Below are 19,336 nucleotides of genomic sequence, written 5' to 3'. Positions count from 1 at the left end.
GCTCCCTTTCGAGGCTACTGCGCCGCCTTCGACTGTGTCGGCCCTTGCCGCGCATGCAGCGCCGCAATCACACGGGCCGAGGCATCGCGCATCGACAGCCGCACCTGATCGATCTTGCCTTCGAGCAGGTTGAGCGCGGTGATGGCCGGCAACGCCACGATAAGGCCCACGGCCGTCGTCAGCAGGGCCACCCAGATGCCGCCCGAAAGCAGCGCCGGGTCCACCTGCGTTCCCGCCTCTTCGAGGCTCTGGAAGGCGTTGATCATGCCGATAACCGTGCCAAGTAGGCCGAGCAGCGGCGAGATATTGCCGATGACTTCGAGCCAGCGGAGATAGCGTTGCAGCGAACCGATCTCCATCGTGCCGACACGAACGATTTCCGACGCCACGTCCTCGTCGCGCAGGTCGCCGCGCATTTTTGCGCGCACCCCCGCCGCCATCGCCCGGGCAAGCGGCGTCCGCTGCTTCTTCAGCACCTCAAGCGAACTGGCGAGGTCGCCGCTTTCGATCTTGTCGAGCGCCGGCTCCACAAAAGCCCGCTTGGAAAGCCCGGCGGACCAGAACTGGAAGATCTTGAGCAGGATGATCGCCGCCGAAATGACCGACAGCACAAGCAGGATGGCCACGATGGGGCCGCCCTTGTCGAGCAGCGAGCCCAATGAATACCAGGTATCCCCGCCCCCGGAGGTGGCGATGATATCGGCCGCGTTGGTCATCGTGTCGCCCGCGCCTGCGGCCGCTTCCGGCGCGCCATTGGCGCCGCCGACTGTCGATTCTTCTTCCGGCATACTACGCTCCCTCCCGAAAGCAACTGTCCCCTCCCAGCTCTTCGCTGGACTCCGGTCTTGTTTTTATCAATGACCCGAGATCGTCTTTTTAGTAAATTTTCGTTACGAAATCACCGCTGCGCTCCAAGGTCAAGCGGTTCGCTCGGCCCGGCGTCATTTTTAATGTTGGTAAATACACTGGGGCGCCGCACTGATACCCTCGATATACATGCATCCGGCAGCAGGCGGGTGAGACAACAGGGAATGGTGGGGCATGTCGCAAACGAAAAATACCGCCGTAGAGGTCGCGGACACCGCCGGAGACGATCTCTTTCTTCCCGATCATTTCCTGAAGGCGATCAACGATGTCGGCACAATGCTGGCAACCATCTACGACCGTCGCACTGGCCTCACCCGCAACCAGACACGAATCGTCATCGCACTCCTCGAAACGGATGGGCAGACGCAGACCGAGCTTGCAAACGCGCTCAGCATCCACAAGGTCTCCGTCGGGATCTATCTGAACGAGCTGGAATCGCTCGGCCTTGTCGAACGTCGCATCCATCCGACGGACGGCCGCGCCAAATGCATTTATCTCACGCCCCTGCTCCACGCGAGCAAGCACATCGCGCGCGATCACTACGCCGCTATCCATAGTGAGGCGATCGCGGGGATCAATGAGAAGGACTACATCGCCATGCTGAGATGCATGGACAAGATGCGCAAGAACCTGGAAGTGCTCGATACGAAAGACCGCAAGGCCCGCCGCAAGGGGTGATGCGCCTTATATGACCGGCGGCAACATCTGATAGGCGCCGCGGTGATAGAGCAGCGGCCGCCCTTCTTCCACATAATCGAACTTCACGACACGCCCCACCATGATGACATGGTCGCCCGCATCGTGCCGCGCTTCGATTTCGCATTCGAAATGGGCGAGCGCCTCGGCAAGCGCGGGGCTGCCGCTTTCGCCTTCCCGCACGTCCATGCCGGCAAGGCTGTGATCGCCTTTCCGTGCCAGCCGCGCGGAGAGGTCCTGGTGCTCCTCCCGCAAAACATTGACCGTGAAATGCGTCGCCTGCTCGAACGCCGCCAGCGTGTCTGACTTCTTGTCGAGGCACCAGAGCACGAGCGGCGGATCGAGCGAAACCGATGAAAACGAGTTCACGGTAATGCCGAAGGGCTCGCCGCCCTTCACACGTGTCGTGATGACGGCAACACCGGTCGCGAACCAGCCAAGCGCATTACGGAACTTGCGAATATCGTGGGCGCCGCCCTGCTCTATCGTCTCTTCGCCGCTCGCCATGGCGCGCCTAACTCCTCGAAAATGCGGGTTCCCGCCTTCGTCCGCGCCCGCCGGTGGCCCATTTCGTCAACCGGTCGTTAACGTCCATGCCCGGTTTAAGCCACGCGGCCTCGCCCGCGCAACACCATCTGGCGCAAATCCAGAGATTTTCACGCAAAACAGATTGGTTAAACCCGCTGTTAAGACGCGCGCAGCAAGATGGCGGCTGAGGCGGGGCGGGCCTGCTGCGCGGCTGGATGGCCGTGGATCACGTACAAGAGAGTGCTTGGGCATATGCGGCTCATTGTCGGCATCGCGGTAGTATTGTTGAGTGTGTTCGGGGGCTACGCCGCTATGGGCGGCCACCTCGAGGTACTTTGGCAGCCATTCGAGGCTGTCATCATCCTCGGTGCCGCCTTCGGCGCATTCTGCATCGCCAATCCGCCTTCTGTGCTGAAGGCGGTCGGCGGCATTTTCGGCACCCTTTTCAAAGGCCCCCGCTACGACAAGGCCGCCTTCCTTGAACTGCTCGGCCTTCAATACACCCTCTTCAAGCTCGCCAAGAGCAAAGGCAACCTTGCCCTCGAAGCCCATGTCGAAAACCCCGGCGAAAGCACCATCTTCGCCCAGTTCCCCAAATTCTCCGCCGACCATCACGCCGTTGAATTCATGTGCGACTACCTGCGCATGATCACGCTTGGCACCGAAAACGCGCATGAGCTCGAGTCGCTGATGGACGAGGAACTCGAAACCCATCACCAGGAACGTGAGCGCATCGTCAGCGCCATGCAGGCGCTCGCCGACGGTACACCCGCTCTCGGCATCGTCGCCGCCGTGCTCGGCGTCATCAAGACCATGGGCTCGATCGACCAGCCGCCCTCCGTTCTCGGCGGCCTTATCGGCGGCGCCCTTGTCGGCACCTTCCTCGGCGTCTTCGTCGCCTACGGCTTCTTCGGCCCAATGGCGCAGTCGCTCCGCAATACCTACGAAGCGGAATCGAAATATTTTCTCTCGATGAAGGCGGGCCTCCTCGCCCACATGGCCGGCTACGCGCCGGCCGTCTCCATCGAATTCGCGCGCAAGGCGCTGATGTCGGAAGTCCGTCCCACCTTCATCGAAGTGGAACAGTCCACCGCCGCCCTGCAGCCCGCCGCCTGACGGAGCTGACAAAAAATGGCGACGCCAAACCAGCAGCCGATCATCCTCAAGAAGGTCAAGAAGGTCGTCCACGGCCATCATGGCGGTGCGTGGAAGATCGCCTATGCCGACTTCGTGACGGCGATGATGGCCTTCTTCCTGTTGATGTGGCTCATCAGCATGACGACGCCGGAGCAGAAGCAGGGCCTCGCCGATTATTTCGCCCCCTCGAATGTCAGCCGCTCCACAAGCGGTGCCGGCGGCATCATGGGCGGCACCGCCTTCGACGAGGAAGGTGCGCGCATGCCGGGCACCAAGCCGCAGGTCGTCATGACCATCTCGACGCCCGCCCAGCCCAAGAGCCCGGAGACGGCTGAAGAGAAGGCCGCCGCTGCGCAGGTCGACAAGCTCCTTAAGGAAAAATCCGCCCGCGACGAAAGGAACTTCCGCAGCGCCGCCGAAAGCATCCGCCAGGCAATGCGCGAGAACCCCGACCTCGCCGAACTTTCCCGCAACGTCATCATCGACGAGACGCCGGAAGGCCTCCGCATCCAGATCGTCGACCAGGACGGCCGCTCCATGTTCCCCTCCGGCAATGCGGAACCATACGAGCGCACCCGGCAGTTGATCGAAGAAGTCTCGAACATCCTCATCAAACTGCCCAACCGCGTCAGCATCTCGGGTCACACGGATGCGAACCCGGTCGAAGGCCGTCCCGGCTATTCGAACTGGGAACTCACCGCCGACCGCGCCAATGCCACCCGTCGCATCCTCGCGGGAGCGGGCCTTTCCAACGACCGCATCTATCAGGTCATCGGCAAGGCCGATTCGGAGCCCCTCTTCCCCGAAGACCCCTATATGGCCGCCAACCGGCGACTTTCGATCGTCCTTCTCCGTGAAGCTTCGGTCACACCGCCCGGCTTCAGCCCCTGATCCGGCAGACACTCCGCTTGCCTTCCGCTTTTTGACGTCTTATGTGAAACGGGCTGGTTTTCACAGGGACGGGAAAAACATGAGCGAAAGCAATCAGGTAGCGCCAACAGGCCTCTCCGCCTCGGAAAGCTTCCAGTGGCCCGCGGGTTCCTTTGACGGCGTTATCGCCGCACGTTGCCTCGCCTTCCTCGCCGACCTCCTCGCCGTCTGCATCCTGCTGGTGCTGGCGACAATCGCTTTCGGCGTCCTCGGTATCCTGACCTTCGGCCTCCTCTGGCCCGGCGCCGCGCTCTCGCCCCTCATTGCCCTTGCCTATTTCACCTTCACGCTCGGCGGCCGTCATTCGGCAACGCCCGGCATGCGCTGGCAGGGCATCGAACTCCGCGCCTGGAACGGCCGCCGTCCCGGGTACCTTCAGGCCGCGCTGCAAACCATCCTCTTTTACGCGAGCGTCGCCATCGGCACGGTCCTTGTCCTGCTGGTGCCCTTCTTCAACGAGCAGCGCCGCTGTCTCCACGACTATCTTTGCGGTACTGTCTTCGTCCGCCGTTCCGTCTGAACCGAGGCCGCTTCGCGTAACGCCTGCTGATCCTTTCTTTTAATCTCCGGGCGCACCGCCGGCTTGCCGTGCTGTGCGCTCCCTGACTAGATGCGCGCATGGAAATCGCTTTCGCCTGGCAGATGTGGGTGACCTATGGCCTGATCCTGGTCGCGGTCCTGCTTTTCAGCATTGAACGGATTTCGCTCGAGCTCTCCGCGCTCGGCATTCTCGTTTTCCTGCTCGTCTTCTTCTATCTCTTCCCCGTCACCGGCCCGGCGGGACAAAACCTCTTGAGTTCCACCGCATTGCTGGCGGGCTTCGCCAATCCCGCACTCATCGCCGTCCTCGCGCTCCTGGTCGTCGGCCACGGCATGTTCCAGACCGGCGCGCTCGATGGCGCCGCGCGTTCCGTCGCCGATCTCGGCTCCACGCGCCCTGGCCTCACCATCTTCTGCACCTTCCTTCTGGTCGCCGTCATCAGCGCCTTCCTGAACAACACCCCGGTCGCGGTGATGTTCATCCCCGTCCTCGCCACGCTGGCGGGCCGCTTCGGCCAGCGCGCGCCGAAGGTGATGATGACCTTGAGCTTCGTCTCGATCCTCGGTGGCATGACAACGCTTATCGGCTCCTCGACAAACCTCCTCGCGGCGGGCGTCGTGATGACATCGCACCTCCCGCCCATCGGCATTTTCGACTTTGTCGTCCCCGGTATGTTTCTCGCCGCGATCGGCTTCCTCTACGCCACGCTCGTCGTGCCGCATCTCCTGCCGGATCGCGGCGGCGCCGTCGATCTCTCGGGCCCTGAAGCCGGGGGCGGCAAGCAATATATCGCCCAGCTCGAAATCACCTCCGGCCATCCCCTTGTCGGCGTCAGTTCCGTTGCCGGCCTCTTCCCGCCGCTCCGCGACATGACGGTCCGCATGATCCAGCGCGGCGAACACCCGATCCTGCCGCCCTTCGAGGACGTGACGCTCGTCCCCGGCGATGTCGTCATCGTCGCCGCCACCCGCCAGACATTGACCGAAGCCCTGAAGTCCGGCTCGCGCATATTCGAAGGCATGCTTGAGGAGCGTTTCGCCGAAGGTCTCGACACGAGCGAAGGCCCCGCGAAGCCCGGCGGCGAGCTCGTCCTTGCCGAAACCGTGGTCGCGCCCGGCTCCCGCATGATCGGCCAGACCATCGAGCAGATCGCCTTCCGCCACCAGACCGGCTGCATCGTTCTCGGCATCCAGCGCCGCAGCCGCATGATCCGCACCCTGCTGAACGACATTCGGCTCGAAGCGGGCGACGTGCTGCTCGTTCTCGGCAAGGGCGCCCAGGTGCAGGACCTCCGGCACAATCGCGACGTCCTCCTCCTCGAATGGTCGGCAACCGAACTGCCGGACCCGAAATTCGCCCGCCGCGCCCTCGCCGTCTTCGGCATCATGGTCGCCACCGTCTTGACCGGCCTTGTCCCCATCGAGATCGCCGCCGTTGGCGCCGCCGCCGCCATCATCGCAACCGGCGTCCTCAACGTGCGCCAGGCCGCCCGCGCGATAGACCGGCGGATATTTCTCATGGTCGGTGCCATGCTCGGCGTCGCCGCCGCCCTCGACGCGACAGGCGGCGCCCGCGCCATCGCCGAGGCATCGGTGCTGGTCTTTGCCGGCTACGGCGTCCCGGTCATTCTCTCGGCCTTCTTCTTCGCCACCGCCCTCACCACCAACGTCCTCACCAACAATGCCACCGCCGTCCTGTTCACACCCATTGCCATCAGCACGGCAACGCAGCTCGGCGTCGATCCCCTGATCTTCGTCTACGCGGTCATCTTCGCCGCCAACTGCTCCTTCGCCACACCCATGGGCTACCAGACCAATCTTCTGGTTATGGGACCTGGCCATTATGAATTCAGGGATTTCGTCCGCGCCGGAACACCCCTCGTCATTCTGCTCTGGCTGGCCTATTCTTTCTTCGCGCCCTGGTATTATGGGCTCTGAACCGGAAATGTGACCGCGAGCGCGAGAAGGCAGTGACAGACCAGTCCCGCACGAGATTTCCGCAGTTCTACATCACGGCGCCGCAGCCGTGCCCCTACCTGCTCGGCCGCTACGAAAAGAAGGTCTTCACCCACCTTCTCGGCGACGAGCCCGTCTCCCTCAACAACGCGCTCACCCAGGCCGGCTTCCGCCGCAGCCAGAACATCGCCTATCGCCCCGCCTGCGACGATTGCCAGGCCTGCGTCTCCGTCCGTGTCGTCGTGAAGGATTTCCAGCCCGGCCGCACGTTCCGCCGCATCCTCGCGCGCAACGCCGATCTCCGCTCCACGCCGCAGCCTGCCCGCGCCACCGATGAGCAATACACGCTGCTGCGCCGCTACCTCGACGCCCGCCACGCCGAAGGCGGCATGGCCGACATGTCGCGCCTCGATTACGTCGCCATGGTCGAGGATACGACCATCGCCACCCGCCTCTTTGAATATCGCCGCCCGGACGGCACGCTCACCGCCGCCGCCCTCACCGACATGCTCGATGACGGCCTGTCGATGGTCTACAGCTTCTACGAACCCGGCGAGCCGGGCCGCAGCCTCGGCACATGGATGGTCCTCGAGCATATAGAGAGGGCCCGCGCCCTCAGCCTCCCTTACGTCTATCTCGGCTACTGGGTCGATGGCAGCCGCAAGATGGCCTACAAGACCCGCTTCCGCCCCCTCGAAGCCCTGACCATGGAGGGCTGGCGCGCGCATCCCGCTTCCTGAGCGGTCGCTGTTGCGCCGCGCGCCCGCGCGCCTATACTGGCCGCAAATTGTACCCCTTCAATCAGGGGTCAGGCGGCCGGAGAGGGCCGCGCCGGGGAAGTAAATCGGGGAGTCGTCCATGAAACGCCGTTCGTTCTTGACGGGCGCTGGCACAGCCGCCATCGCCGCCGCCGCCATGCCCGCGCCTGCCGTGGCGCAGGGCAAGCGCCAGCTCAAGATGGTCACCACCTGGCCGAAGAATTATCCCGGCCTCGGTGTCTCCGCCGAACGCCTCGCCACCCGCATCCGCGACATGACGGACGGCCAGATCGACATCAAGGTCTACGCCGCCGGTGAACTCGTCCCCGCGCTCGAATCCTTCGATACCGTTTCAAGCGGTGCCGCCGACATCTATCACGGCGCGGAATATTACTGGCAGGGCAAGTCCAAGGCGTTCAACTTCTTCACTGCTGTTCCCTTCGGCATGACGGCCGCCGAAATCAACGGCTGGATCTATCATGGCGGCGGACAGGAGCTCTGGGACGGCCTCTCCAAAGGCTTCAACATCAAACCCCTCATGACCGCCAATACCGGCGTGCAGCTCGCTGGCTGGTATCGCAACGAGATCAAGTCGCTGGACGACCTGAAGGGCCTCAAGATCCGCATGCCCGGTCTCGGCGGCGAGGTCATGCGCCGCCTCGGCGCCGCCGCCGTCACGCTCGCCGGACCGGATATTTTCCCCGCCCTCCAGAACGGCACCATCGACGCCGCCGAATGGGTCGCGCCCTGGAACGACATGGCCTTCGGTTTCTACCGCATCGCCAAATTCTACTACTGGCCGGGCTTCCACGAGCCGGGATCGAGCCTCGCCGCCGGCTTCAATCTCTCCGTCTGGGAGTCCTTCACCAAGCCGCAACAAGCGATTGTCCGCGCCGCCTGCGCTGCCGAAAACGACTACACCCTCGCCGAATACACCCATCACAATGGCCGCGCCCTGAAGACGCTGGTCGATGAGCATGGCGTACAGATGCGGAAATTCCCCGACGATGTCCTCGCTGCTCTCAAGAAGGCGTCGCGCGAAGTCCTCGAAGACGCCGCCAAAAGCGATGCCGCCACCGCGAAGATCTATGAAAGCTTCCGCGAGGCGCTCGCCATCTCCGAAGAGTGGACGCGGATCGGCGATGAAGGTTTCGTGGAGGCCCGCCGCGGCTGACGCGGGCCACCATCATGAACAAGCTTTGGCATCTCGCAACGCTGATCGATTCCCTGAACGAAACCATAGGCCGCGCGGTCGCATGGCTCGCGCTCCTGATGGTGCTGACGCAGTTCGTCGTCGTGCTGATGCGTTATGTCTTTGGCGTCGGCTCCGTCTGGGCGCAGGAGTCGATCGTCTACATGCATGGCACCATGTTCATGCTCGCCGCCGGCTACACCCTCCTGCATAACGGCCATGTCCGGGTCGACGTCATTTATCGCGCCGCCTCTCCCGCCTTCAAGGCATGGGTGGACCTTCTCGGCACCGTTTTCCTTCTCCTGCCTGTCTGCTTTCTGATCTTCTATGTCGGCCTCCCCTATGTCGAAAGTTCGTGGAGCAGCTTTGAAGGCAGCCGCGAGACGAGCGGCATTCAGGGCGTCTATCTTCTGAAAAGCGTGATCCTCGTTTTCGTCGTGCTTCTCGCGCTGCAAGGCCTCTCCACCATCATTCACGCGTTGCGCGTTCTCGCCGGGCAGGAAAAGCCGGTCGAGGAAGCCGCGACCATTCTCTAGGCGCCGCCGGATGGATCTTCGCGAATCTCTCGACGTCCTGATGTTCATCGCCGTCTGCGCGGTACTGCTCACCGGCTTCCCCGTCGCATTCACGCTGGCCGGCGTCGCGCTCGTCTTCGGCCTCCTCGGCATGGCCTTCGGCGTCTTCGACTTCGGCTTCATGGCTGCGCTGCCGCAACGCATCTACGGCAACATGACGAACGACGTGCTGATCGCCGTGCCGCTTTTCGTCTTCATGGGCACCATGCTGGAGCGTTCCAAGGTCGCGGAGGAACTGCTCGAAAACATGGGCCGCCTCTTCGGCCATTTGCGCGGCGGCCTCGGCATCTCTGTCTCCATCGTCGGCGCGCTCCTCGCCGCCTCCACAGGCATCGTCGGCGCAACCGTGGTGACGATGGGGCTCCTCGCTCTCCCCACCATGCTGCGCCGCGGCTACGATCCCGCCCTCGCCTCCGGCTCCATCGCGGCCGCCGGCACGCTCGGGCAGATCATCCCGCCCTCCATTGTCCTCGTGCTGCTCGGCGACACACTCGCCAACGCCTACCAGAAGGCACAGCTCGAACAGAACAACTGGATGCCGGATACGCTCTCGGTCGGCGATCTCTTCGCGGGCGCGCTGCTGCCCGGCCTCATGCTGGTCGGCTTCTACATCCTCTATCAGGTCGTCCGCGCCGCGCTCGATCCGAAGTCCTCCCCCGCCATGCCGGTCGATGACAGCGTCACCACCGCCGAACTCTATCGCCGCACGCTGCGCGCTCTTCTCCCGCCCGTCGCGCTCATCGTCGCCGTCATGGGCTCGATCCTCGGCGGCATCGCAACGCCGACGGAAGCCGCTGCGCTCGGCGCCATCGGCTCCATCCTCCTCGCGGGCGACCGCGCGGGCGGCCTCAAGCTTCCCGTCCGCATGGCCGCCGCCGCGCTGGCCGCCTTGCTGCTGCTCACCTCCTTTGTGGATCTTCGGACCGCGCGCAGCGAAATCTCCGGCAGCGACTGGCTTGCCATCTGGTTCGCCTATGCGCTCTGCGCCGTCGTTGCCTGGGGTCTCTTCGCCAGCATCTTCCGCCTCTGGGGCAGCGGCGTCATAGGCGAGGTCACACAAAGCACCGCGCGCATCACCTCAATGGTCTTCATCATCCTGATCGGCGCCGCGCTTTTCAGCCTCGTCTTCCGTGGCCTCGGCGGCGACGACACGGTGCATGAATTCCTGAATTCCATGCCGGGCGGCGCCACCGGCGCGGTCATCACCGTCATGCTCATCATGTTCGCGCTCGGCTTCTTTCTCGATTTCATCGAGATCATCTTCGTCGTGGTGCCGATCGTCGCTCCGATCCTGCTGATGATGGACGTCAATCCCATCTGGCTCGGCGTCATGATGGCGGTCAATCTGCAGACCTCCTTCCTCACGCCGCCCTTCGGCTTCGCCCTCTTCTATCTGCGCGGCGTCGCGCCTGAGAGCGTCAGCACCATGCAGATTTATCGCGGCGCCGTTCCCTTCGTCCTGCTGCAGCTTCTGGCGCTCGGCGTCATCGCCCTTTTCCCCGCCCTCGCCACATGGTTGCCGGGCGTCCTCTTCGGCGGTATGTAATCCACATGGCAAAACGTCCCACAACAGAAGCGGCCGAGGAAGCAGGCCGCAACATGATGCGCTTCGCGCTCGTCGCCCTTGCGATGGTCGGCGTCGTCATGTTCTTCATCGTCACCGGCCGCGTCGATATGAGCGAGCCGGTCGAACTCACCGCCCGCTTGAGCCAGCCCGCGACCTACAGCGCCACCTCGCTGACAACGCTTGATGTAAGCCTCACCCTCGCCAACAACACCGACGAGGCGCTGCCGCTGGAACTCCGCTCCCAATGCGATATTTTCCGCTGGTTCGTCACCGATGAAGACAAGAACCTCGTCCAGTCGCAGCGCGACGACGAGCCTTGCGTCAATCTGCCGGTAACGGGCGCGCTCGAACCGAAGACGAACATGACCGGCAACTACACGCTGAACCTCGATCCCACTCGCGTAACGCCCGGCGACTACATCCTCTTCATCCGCTACTGGGGCTACGAAATCCGCGAGCCCCTGACGATAAACTGAACGTCCTTGCTTCAGAAAATTCGTCATTGCGAGGAGCGAAGCGACGCGGCAATCCATGAAGCGGTAGGGATCGCCCCAAACCTCAGATCAACTCCTCATACAAATCCCGCCATTCGGGATTCCCGCTTTGGATGAGATCGATCTTCTTTTGCCTCGTACCGGCCTTGATCTGCTTCTCGCGTGCAATCGCATATTCCATCTCGTCTAGCATTTCGTACCAGACGAGCATCTTGCAGCCATAGCGTTTTGAGAAACCGGATAGCACTCCTTCTCGATGCTCATAGATGCGCCGCTCCAGATGTGATGTCACGCCGGTATAGATGGTTCCGTTCCGCTTGTTTGCGACAATGTAGACGGCCGGACGCTTCATTTGTCACTCCCGCTAGCCGCCCCACCCTGTCGCAGGCGCCCTATGGATTGCTTCGCTTCGCTCGCAATGACGTGTTTGAGATATGAAATCAAACTAACCACGTCATTGCGAGGAGCGAAGCGACGCGGCAATCCATGAAGCCGCAAACTCGGACTTCGCTCACACCGCCCCGAACGGCCCCCCGAACTTCCGCTCGCTCGTGAAGCCCTTGGGCGGCAAGCGTCCGGCCTGCGCCCGCGCGCCCACCCAGTCCTTGAGGTCCGGGAAGTTCCGCTGCCTGCCGCTCTTGTCGTAAACAGTCAGCCCCTCTTTCAGGTTGAAGGTCTTCACATCCGCGAGCCCGCCATCGGCATAGCGTTGCAGCCGCACGCCCTTGCCGCGCGTCATCTCGTTCACCTCTTTCACCGGGAAGATCAGCAGCTTCCGGTTGTCGCCGATCACCGCCACATGCGTTCCCTGCACCGGCGCGCAGGCAATCGCCTCGTCCTTGCCGGTCACGTTCAGCACCTGCTTGCCCGCCCGGCGCATCGCCACCACCTCGTCTTCCGGCACGATGAAGCCATTGCCTTCATGCGACGCGACGATGAGCTTCCGCCCCGGCTGGTGTACGAAGAGCTCCACCACCTCGTGGCTCTCGTCGAGGTCGATCATCAGCCGCACCGGCTCGCCATTGCCGCGCCCGCCCGGCAGCTTGGTCACGTCGAGTGTGTAGAAGCGCCCATCCGTCGCAAACAGCAAAACCTTGTCGGTCGTTTCCGCGTGAAGCAGGAAGCGTCCCGCATCGCCTTCTTTGAACTTGATCTCCGTATCAGGCCCGACATGCCCCTTCATCGTGCGGATCCAGCCCTTCTTGGAGCAGACGACCGTCACCGGCTCCTTCTCGATCATCGCTTCCATCGGCACATATTCGATCGCCGGCGCATCGGAGAATTTCGTCCGCCGCGCGCCGAGCGCCGTCTTCGGTCCGAACAGCGCCTTCACTTCCTTGATCTCGTCCGCGACACGCGCCCATTGCTTGTCCTCGGATTTGACGAGCGACTTCAGCGCCTTCTGCTCCGCCGACAGTTCCTTGTGCTCGCCGCGAATTTCCATCTCCTCCAGCTTGCGTAAAGATCGCAGCCGCATGTTGAGAATGGCTTCCGCCTGGTTGTCAGTGAGCTTGAACTTCTTGATGAGCGCCGGCTTCGGCTCATCCTCCTGCCGGATGATGCGGATCACCTCGTCGAGATTGAGATAGGCCTTGAGATAGCCTTCCAGCACTTCGAGCCGCTTCTCGATCTTGTCGAGCCGGAAGTTCGAGCGCCGCACCAGCACAACCTTGCGATGCTCAAGCCATGCCCGCAGCACGCCGCGTAGCGACATCACGCCCGGCACCTGCCCGGCGGAGAGCACGTTCATGTTGAGCGGAAAGCGGTTCTCCAGCTCGGTCGAACGGAAAAGCGACTCCATCAGATGCGCCGGATCGACGGTCCTCGCCTTCGGCACCAGCACGAGGCGGATTTCCTCCGCGCTCTCGTCGCGCACATCTTCCAGCAGCGGCAGCTTGCGGGCCTGCAACAGCTCGGCGATCTTCTCCACCAGCTTCGACTTCTGCACCTGATAGGGAATTTCCGTGACGACGATCTGGTAGCCGCCGCGCGGCAGCTCTTCCTGCTCCCACCGCGCCCTCACGCGAAAGCCGCCGCGCCCCGTCTCGTAAGCCTCGAGCATCGCCGCCCTCGGTTCCACGATGATGCCGCCCGTCGGAAAGTCCGGCCCCTTCACGAATTCGACCAGCTTCTCCGTCTTCGCATTCGGATGCTTGATGAGATAAAGCGCCGCGTCGCAAAGCTCGGCCGCATTATGTGGCGGAATGCTGGTCGCCATGCCGACCGCGATCCCCGCCGCGCCATTCGCCAGCAATTGCGGAAAGGCGCCGGGCAGCACCGTCGGCTCGCTGTCCTCGCCGTCATAGGTGTCGCGAAAATCGACCGTGTCCTCGTCGATCCCGTTCAGCAGCTGCGCCGCAACTTCCGTCAGCCGCGCTTCGGTGTAGCGCATCGCCGCCGCGTTATCGCCGTCCACATTGCCGAAATTGCCCTGCCCGTCGACCAGCGGATAGCGCACCGAAAAACTCTGCGCCAGCCGCACCAGCGCGTCATAGACCGACTGGTCGCCATGCGGATGGTAGCGGCCGATGACATCGCCCACCACGCGCGCCGATTTCTTGAACCCCGACCCCGGATCGAGTTTCAGCTGCCGCATCGCGAACAGTACGCGCCGATGCACCGGCTTCAGCCCGTCCCGCACATCCGGCAGCGCCCGATGCATGATCGTCGAGAGCGCATAAGCGAGATACCGCTCCTCCAGCGCCTCCCGCAAATTGATCTCGTGTTCCGGCTCCGGCGGCGGTGCAACTTTGGTCATCGGCAAATCTTCTCGTTACTTGGTCGTCATTGCGAGGCCTTCGCCTCTTCCCACCCTCCCCTGGGGGGAGGGTCGAAATTTGAGTAGCGTCAGCGAAACAAATTTCGGGGCGGGGGCTCTGCCTCACCGGGCCGAACGCGCAAACGGCATTCTCCCGCGCGCCGACTATACCAGCGATTCGCCGCTCACTCCGCCCTCGCCGCCATCTTCTCCATGAGCCTGATCCGCGCATCCGGCAGGTGCCGCTCATGCGCCGCGAAGAGATGCCGCTCCAGAAAATGTCCCGTCAGCCGCAGGCCTTCCGCCACATCCGCCGCCTCCGCCGCGCCCGCCTGGCTCCCCACCAGAAAGCCCGGCAGCCGGAAGAGCCGCTCCTTGTAGATTTCGCCCGCCCCCCGGCTCACCGCGCTCCCGCTCCGCGGCGACACATAGGCGAGATCGTCGCGGCTTCCCGTCGCCGCGCATTGCGTGAGGTCGAGCCCGAAGCCCAGCTCTTGCAAAAGCCCCAGCTCCCAGCGCACAAACACCGCCGGCCACACATCCTCGTCCCGCATCGTGTCGAGCAGCACTTCATAGCCGTCGTAAAGTGCCGGATGCGCCTCCCGTTCCGGCAGGATGCTGCAAATGGCGCTCGCCGCGCTCAGGCCCAGCAGCGCCAGCGGATCGTCCATCAAAAGCCCCGCCAGCGGCTTCACCAGCTCCACCTGATAGGTGCCGAGATGTTCGGAAAGCCGCCCCCGCCAATGCGCCGCCAGCTTGTTGCCCGGCTGCAGCACGCTCCGCATCCGCCGCCCCGCGCCGCCATGCACAAGCCCGAGATGCCGCCCCTGCTCCCGCGTGAAAAGCTCCAGGATCGCGCCCGTCTCGCCATGAGCCCGCGCCGACAACACAATCCCTTCGTCCCGCCACTCCACGATCCGGCAACCTTTCGTCCATGCGATCCGCTTTGTAGCATGGCCGGGCGTGAGAGAGGACAATCTGCGGGCGCGGCGGAGGACGATCTAGTCCTTCGGAAAGTCGAGTCCCATCTCGCGGTAGCGTTCGCGGTCGTCCGACCAGTTCTCGCGCACCTTCACGAACAGGAAGAGATGCACTTTCGTTTCCAGCATCTCCTGCAGTTCCTCGCGCGCAAGCTGGCCGACCGTCTTGATGGTCTGCCCGCCCTTGCCGAGCGCGATCTTCTTCTGGCTGTCCCGCTCCACGAAAATCACCTGCGCGATGCGGATCGAGCCATCCTTCTTCTGCTCCCAGCTTTCCGTCTCGACCGTCAGCGAATAGGGCAGCTCGTCATGCAGCCGCAGGAAGAGCTTCTCGCGCGTCACCTCCGAGGCAAGCGAGCGCAGCGGCACATCCGCCGCCTGGTCTTCGGGATAATGCCAGGGGCCCGGCGGCATCAGCCCGGCGAGGTATTTCTTCAGATCCGCCACCCCGTCGCCCTTCAGCGCCGAGATCATGAAGGTCTCGGTGAAGATGCCGGTCTCGTTCAGCGCCGCCGCTGTCTTCAGCAGCTTTTCGCGGGGACAGGCATCCACCTTGTTCAGCACGAGGATGGCTTTCCGTCCCTGCGACTTCAGCCCCTCGAGAATCCGGTCCACATCGCTGTCGCGGCCGCTCTCCATGTCGACCATCAGGACGATCAGATCGGAGTCCCCCGCCCCGCCCCAGGCCGCATCCACCATCGCCCTGTCGAGCCGCCGCTTCGGCTTGAAGATGCCGGGCGTGTCGACGAAGACGATCTGGGTATTCCCCTCCATCGCGATGCCGCGGATGCGCGAGCGCGTCGTCTGCACCTTGTGGGTGACGATCGCGACCTTCGATCCGACGAGCTGATTCAGCAGCGTGGATTTCCCCGCATTGGGCGCGCCGATGATCGCGACGAAGCCGCAGCGGGTTATCCCCGCTTCAGCGTCGCGGGCACCGTTTTCCAGGTGCGTCTCTTTCGGGGTCTCATTTGTCATTGTGACGGTTTCTTTGCAGTTTGATGACAGTCACCTGTTTTCAGTCCTTCGCGGGCCATACGCCCAGTGCTTCAAGCAGCGCGCGAGCGGCCGTTTGCTCTGCCTGCCGTTTGGAATTTCCTTGTGCCCTCAAGGGCTTGGCCTTGCCGGCCGAGACCTCGACCGTGAATTCCGGTGCGTGGTCCGGCCCGCTTCTGCCGACCAGCGTATATGTCGGCACGCCTTGCCCGCGCGCCTGCGCCCATTCCTGCAATGCGGTCTTCGCGTCCTGCGGAATTTCGCTAGACTTTTCAACGAGATAGGCCCATTCCGTCTCGATGAACCGCCGCGCCGCCTGTAGTCCGCCATCGGTATAGAGCGCCGCGATCACCGCCTCGCAGGCATCGGCAAGAATGGCGGGTTTCCGCCTTCCGCCGGCTTTTTCCTCGCCCGCACCCATGGTGATGCAGGCGCCGAGGCCGATCCGTTCCGCCACCTCCGCGCAGGCTTCCTTTCGGACTAACGCGTTGTAACGAATGGCTAATTCGCCTTCATCCGCCTGCGGAAAATCGCGCAGCAGCCAGTCCGCGATGACGAGACCGAGCACGCGGTCGCCGAGAAATTCAAATCGCTGGTAGTTCGCGCCATCCGCGCTTGGATGAGTGAGCGCCCGAGAAAGAAGCCCCAAGTCCTTGAAATCATGGGCTAAACGGACTTGAAGCGCGGCGTTCAATCGACCCATCTGGCGATACGGTCCCAACGGATCGCGGACGGCCACTTCCAGACTTGCCAGAACGACGCGCTGCCATCCGCCGAGAAGAAAGTGATCTGCGCCTTGCCGATCAGGTTTTCAAAAGGCACGTAACCCACTGAATCCGCTACACGACTGTCGCTGGAATTGTCGCGATTGTCGCCCATCATGAAGTAGTGGCCCTGCGGCACGATATAGATGCCGGTATTGTCCCACACGCTGTTCCTGTTCATGTCGAGCGTGATGTAGGACACGCCATTCGGCAGCGTTTCCTTGTATTGCGGCACCCGCCGCACATTCCCTGCCATGTCGCGATAGATGAAATCGTCGACGCGGACGCGCGGCACCGCGCGGTCGTTGAGATAGAGAACGCCCTCTTTCATCTGCACGGAGTCGCCCGGTAACCCTATGACGCGCTTGATGAAATCGGTGTGGTTGTCGCTCGGCTGCTTGAACACCGCAATGTCCCCGCGCTCCGGCTGCGCACCCATGATGCGCCCGCTGAAGAGCGGCGGGCTGAACGGCAGCGAATGCTTGGAATAGCCATAACTGTATTTGGAAACGAACAGATAGTCGCCCACCAGCAGCGTCGACTCCATCGAGCTCGACGGAATGAAGAACGGCTGAAACAGGAAAGCCCGGATAAAAAGGGCGATAAGCAGCGCGTAAATGATCGTGCGCAGGTTTTCAGCCACCGAGCTGCTGCGCAGTTTTTTCGCGTTCTCGCTCATCGTCATCTTCCAGCTCCTGCCCGCCATTGGGCCGTTTCCTCCCGAAAACGGCGGACCATACCACAATAAAACCGCCCGTCTCCCCCAATGACTCAGGGCTTGGGCACCACCGAAATAATGACGAAAGCCTGCGCCTGCGGGTGATCGTCGGTAATCGTCAGGTGAATGACGGCCTCCGTGCCCTCCGGCGTCATCTCCTTCAGCCGCTCCAGGGCGCCCCCTGTCAGCGCCATGGTCGGCTGCCCGCCCCGCAGGTTCACGACCCCCATATCCTTCCAGAAAACGCCGCGCCGCATCCCGGTCCCGAGCGCCTTGGAGCAGGCCTCTTTCGCCGCAAACCTCTTGGCATAAGAGGCCGCCCGCATCCGCCGCCCTTCCGACTTCGCCTTCTCGACCTCGGTGAATATCCGCTCGATGAAACGGTCGCCGAAACGGTCCAGCGTCTTCTGAACCCGGCGGATATCGATGATGTCGTTGCCGATACCGATAATCATGCGCCGCCCTTCCCGCCTGCCGCACCATCCGCCGCCAGGCTCTTTCGAGCTTCATCCATCGCCGCCCGCATCTGCTTGATGCTCGCATCGAGGCCGATAAAAATCGCCTCGCCGACGAGGAAGTGCCCGATATTGAGCTCCGCGAGCTCCGGCAGTGCCGCCACCGGAGTCACCGTGTCAAAGGTCAATCCATGTCCCGCATGAACCTCGAGGCCGAGTTCGGCTCCCTCCCGCGCTGCCATGGCCAGGCGCGCCAGTTCCGCATCGCGCTTGGCACTCTCCCGCGCCACCGCCGCATCGCAATAGGCCCCTGTATGAAGCTCAACCACCGGCGCCCCGAGCGAGCAGGCCGCCTCCAACTGGCGTCGATCCGCATTGATGAAAAGCGAAACGCGAATGCCGGCATCGCCAAGCCGCTGCACAATCGGCTTCAGGTGGTTGTGAAGGCCCGCCGCATCGAGCCCCCCCTCCGTCGTCACTTCCTCGCGCCGCTCCGGCACAATGCAACAGGCATGAGGCACATGCCTGAGCGCTATGTTGAGCATTTCGGGCGTTGCCGCCATTTCCAAGTTGAGCGGCAGGCCGATCTCGCCCTTGAGCCGCGCAATGTCCGCGTCCCTGATGTGGCGCCGGTCCTCGCGTAAATGGGCCGTGATGCCGTCGGCGCCTGCGGCAGCCGCCACTTCCGCCGCGCGCACGGGATCGGGATGATCGCCGCCCCGCGCATTCCGTATTGTCGCCACATGGTCGATATTGACGCCAAGCCTGAGGTATCCGGACGAATTTAGAGTCACCTTGTGTCTCCCCCGTTCAACCATGGGTCATTTGCCGCGCTGTCGCTCTCGGATGAGACGCCGGGCTCTCTGCTGACGGCCTGCCTCAGCAACACCCTTTCGGTGAGCATTTTTCGCCGCTGCCCCTGATAGGCCTCAACGCCGCTCCGAACCACGATGTAGGAAACGCCGCCGAGCATGATACCCACCGGGATCGATCCCACGGTCAGCGGCACCAACAGCGGCAATATCATGTCGAAGGCGCGTTCGCTTTGCAGTGTCTCCGCAATGTCCGGGTCCGCAGGGGTGGGTGACCCTATGATGAAGTGGCCAGCCTCATAGACCACGAACCAGATTGCAGGAAAAGTCAGTGGGTTCCCGACAAACGTCCCAATCGCCGAGGCAATCAAATTGCCGCGTAAAACCCATGCGACCAGCATCGCCAGCAGAATATGAAACCCGAGAAAAGGTGTGCAGGAGGAAAAGGCTCCCGCCGCGACGCCGAGCGCTATGGCATGCGGCGTGCCCGAAAGCCGCCAGACGCGCCGCCACCCATATTGCAGCGTGCGCTTCCATCCGGAGCGCGGCCAGAAAATCTCCCGGATTTTCTGAATCGGGTGAAGCTCAACTCTACGGCGAAACAAATAAGGCG

The 19,336-nt window shown here is 63.0% G+C and carries 21 protein-coding genes; 10 read left to right on the top strand and 11 right to left on the bottom strand.

Features of this window, described 5'->3' with window-relative positions:
• Positions 1-14: 14 nt before the first annotated feature.
• Entirely contained in the window at positions 15-788 is a 774-nt protein-coding gene (locus PLAV_RS14675; protein ID WP_012111813.1) for a MotA/TolQ/ExbB proton channel family protein, read from the bottom strand.
• A gap of 253 nt (positions 789-1,041) precedes the next feature.
• On the opposite strand from PLAV_RS14675, the gene PLAV_RS19080 reads away from it, so the two are divergent.
• Entirely contained in the window at positions 1,042-1,545 is a 504-nt protein-coding gene (locus tag PLAV_RS19080; RefSeq protein WP_012111812.1) for a MarR family winged helix-turn-helix transcriptional regulator, read from the top strand.
• Positions 1,546-1,551: 6 nt separating this feature from the next.
• Here PLAV_RS19080 and PLAV_RS14665 read toward each other — a convergent pair whose 3' ends face one another.
• The gene (locus PLAV_RS14665) at positions 1,552-2,070 is read right to left on the bottom strand and encodes a flavin reductase family protein (protein ID WP_012111811.1); all 519 of its coding nucleotides are present in this window, start codon (positions 2,068-2,070) and stop codon (positions 1,552-1,554) included.
• A 273-nt stretch (positions 2,071-2,343) separates the two neighbouring features.
• Here PLAV_RS14665 and motA point away from each other — a divergent pair, with 273 nt between their 5' ends.
• The 9 genes from motA to PLAV_RS14620 all read left to right on the top strand — a co-directional run bounded on the left by motA (position 2,344) and on the right by PLAV_RS14620 (position 11,222).
• Positions 2,344-3,207, top strand: a complete 864-nt coding sequence (gene motA / locus PLAV_RS14660; protein WP_041536041.1) for a flagellar motor stator protein MotA — start codon at positions 2,344-2,346, stop codon at positions 3,205-3,207.
• A 15-nt stretch (positions 3,208-3,222) separates the two neighbouring features.
• On the top strand, positions 3,223-4,119 hold the full coding sequence (locus PLAV_RS14655; protein WP_012111809.1) for a flagellar motor protein MotB: 897 nt from the start codon (positions 3,223-3,225) through the stop codon (positions 4,117-4,119).
• A 79-nt stretch (positions 4,120-4,198) separates the two neighbouring features.
• Complete coding sequence (locus PLAV_RS14650) at positions 4,199-4,678, top strand: RDD family protein (RefSeq protein ID WP_041536040.1); 480 nt, start codon at positions 4,199-4,201, stop codon at positions 4,676-4,678.
• A gap of 98 nt (positions 4,679-4,776) precedes the next feature.
• Positions 4,777-6,636, top strand: coding sequence for an SLC13 family permease (locus PLAV_RS14645; protein WP_012111807.1), 1,860 nt, complete (start codon positions 4,777-4,779; stop codon positions 6,634-6,636).
• Between the two features lie 32 nt (positions 6,637-6,668).
• Positions 6,669-7,394 (top strand): arginyltransferase, encoded by a 726-nt coding sequence (locus PLAV_RS14640; protein ID WP_012111806.1) that lies wholly within the window; start codon positions 6,669-6,671, stop codon positions 7,392-7,394.
• A gap of 118 nt (positions 7,395-7,512) precedes the next feature.
• A complete protein-coding gene (locus PLAV_RS14635; RefSeq protein WP_012111805.1) occupies positions 7,513-8,586 on the top strand; it encodes a TRAP transporter substrate-binding protein in 1,074 nt (357 codons plus the stop codon).
• Between the two features lie 14 nt (positions 8,587-8,600).
• The gene (locus PLAV_RS14630) at positions 8,601-9,140 is read left to right on the top strand and encodes a TRAP transporter small permease subunit (protein ID WP_012111804.1); all 540 of its coding nucleotides are present in this window, start codon (positions 8,601-8,603) and stop codon (positions 9,138-9,140) included.
• A gap of 10 nt (positions 9,141-9,150) precedes the next feature.
• The gene (locus tag PLAV_RS14625) at positions 9,151-10,725 is read left to right on the top strand and encodes a TRAP transporter large permease (RefSeq protein ID WP_012111803.1); all 1,575 of its coding nucleotides are present in this window, start codon (positions 9,151-9,153) and stop codon (positions 10,723-10,725) included.
• Positions 10,726-10,730: 5 nt separating this feature from the next.
• Positions 10,731-11,222, top strand: a complete 492-nt coding sequence (locus PLAV_RS14620) for a hypothetical protein (RefSeq protein ID WP_012111802.1) — start codon at positions 10,731-10,733, stop codon at positions 11,220-11,222.
• Positions 11,223-11,304: 82 nt separating this feature from the next.
• On the opposite strand, the gene PLAV_RS14615 is transcribed toward PLAV_RS14620, so the two are convergent.
• The 9 genes from PLAV_RS14615 to PLAV_RS14575 all read right to left on the bottom strand — a co-directional run bounded on the left by PLAV_RS14615 (position 11,305) and on the right by PLAV_RS14575 (position 19,328).
• On the bottom strand, positions 11,305-11,592 hold the full coding sequence (locus PLAV_RS14615; protein WP_012111801.1) for a GIY-YIG nuclease family protein: 288 nt from the start codon (positions 11,590-11,592) through the stop codon (positions 11,305-11,307).
• Between the two features lie 159 nt (positions 11,593-11,751).
• Entirely contained in the window at positions 11,752-13,998 is a 2,247-nt protein-coding gene (gene parC, locus PLAV_RS14610; RefSeq protein WP_012111800.1) for a DNA topoisomerase IV subunit A, read from the bottom strand.
• 185 nt (positions 13,999-14,183) lie between these two features.
• Complete coding sequence (gene recO, locus PLAV_RS14605; RefSeq protein ID WP_041536039.1) at positions 14,184-14,912, bottom strand: DNA repair protein RecO; 729 nt, start codon at positions 14,910-14,912, stop codon at positions 14,184-14,186.
• 87 nt (positions 14,913-14,999) lie between these two features.
• Positions 15,000-15,956, bottom strand: coding sequence for a GTPase Era (gene era, locus PLAV_RS14600; RefSeq protein WP_012111798.1), 957 nt, complete (start codon positions 15,954-15,956; stop codon positions 15,000-15,002).
• Between the two features lie 40 nt (positions 15,957-15,996).
• Complete coding sequence (rnc, locus tag PLAV_RS14595; RefSeq protein WP_012111797.1) at positions 15,997-16,677, bottom strand: ribonuclease III; 681 nt, start codon at positions 16,675-16,677, stop codon at positions 15,997-15,999.
• A complete protein-coding gene (gene lepB / locus PLAV_RS14590; RefSeq protein WP_041536770.1) occupies positions 16,665-17,417 on the bottom strand; it encodes a signal peptidase I in 753 nt (250 codons plus the stop codon). The genes rnc and lepB overlap by 13 nt, the downstream gene beginning before the upstream one ends.
• 92 nt (positions 17,418-17,509) lie before the next feature.
• Entirely contained in the window at positions 17,510-17,911 is a 402-nt protein-coding gene (gene acpS, locus PLAV_RS14585) for a holo-ACP synthase (RefSeq protein ID WP_012111795.1), read from the bottom strand.
• Positions 17,908-18,729 carry a pyridoxine 5'-phosphate synthase gene (locus PLAV_RS14580; protein ID WP_049767797.1) on the bottom strand — a complete coding sequence of 274 codons (822 nt, stop codon included), beginning with the start codon at positions 18,727-18,729 and terminating at the stop codon, positions 17,908-17,910. Before PLAV_RS14580 ends, acpS begins: the two co-directional genes overlap by 4 nt.
• A complete protein-coding gene (locus PLAV_RS14575) occupies positions 18,702-19,328 on the bottom strand; it encodes a DUF2062 domain-containing protein (RefSeq protein WP_012111793.1) in 627 nt (208 codons plus the stop codon). The genes PLAV_RS14580 and PLAV_RS14575 overlap by 28 nt, the downstream gene beginning before the upstream one ends.
• Positions 19,329-19,336 lie beyond the last annotated feature (8 nt).

This window comes from Parvibaculum lavamentivorans DS-1, from assembly GCF_000017565.1.
GTDB lineage: Bacteria > Pseudomonadota > Alphaproteobacteria > Parvibaculales > Parvibaculaceae > Parvibaculum > Parvibaculum lavamentivorans.
This window is presented reverse-complemented; position numbering and strand designations above follow the sequence as displayed.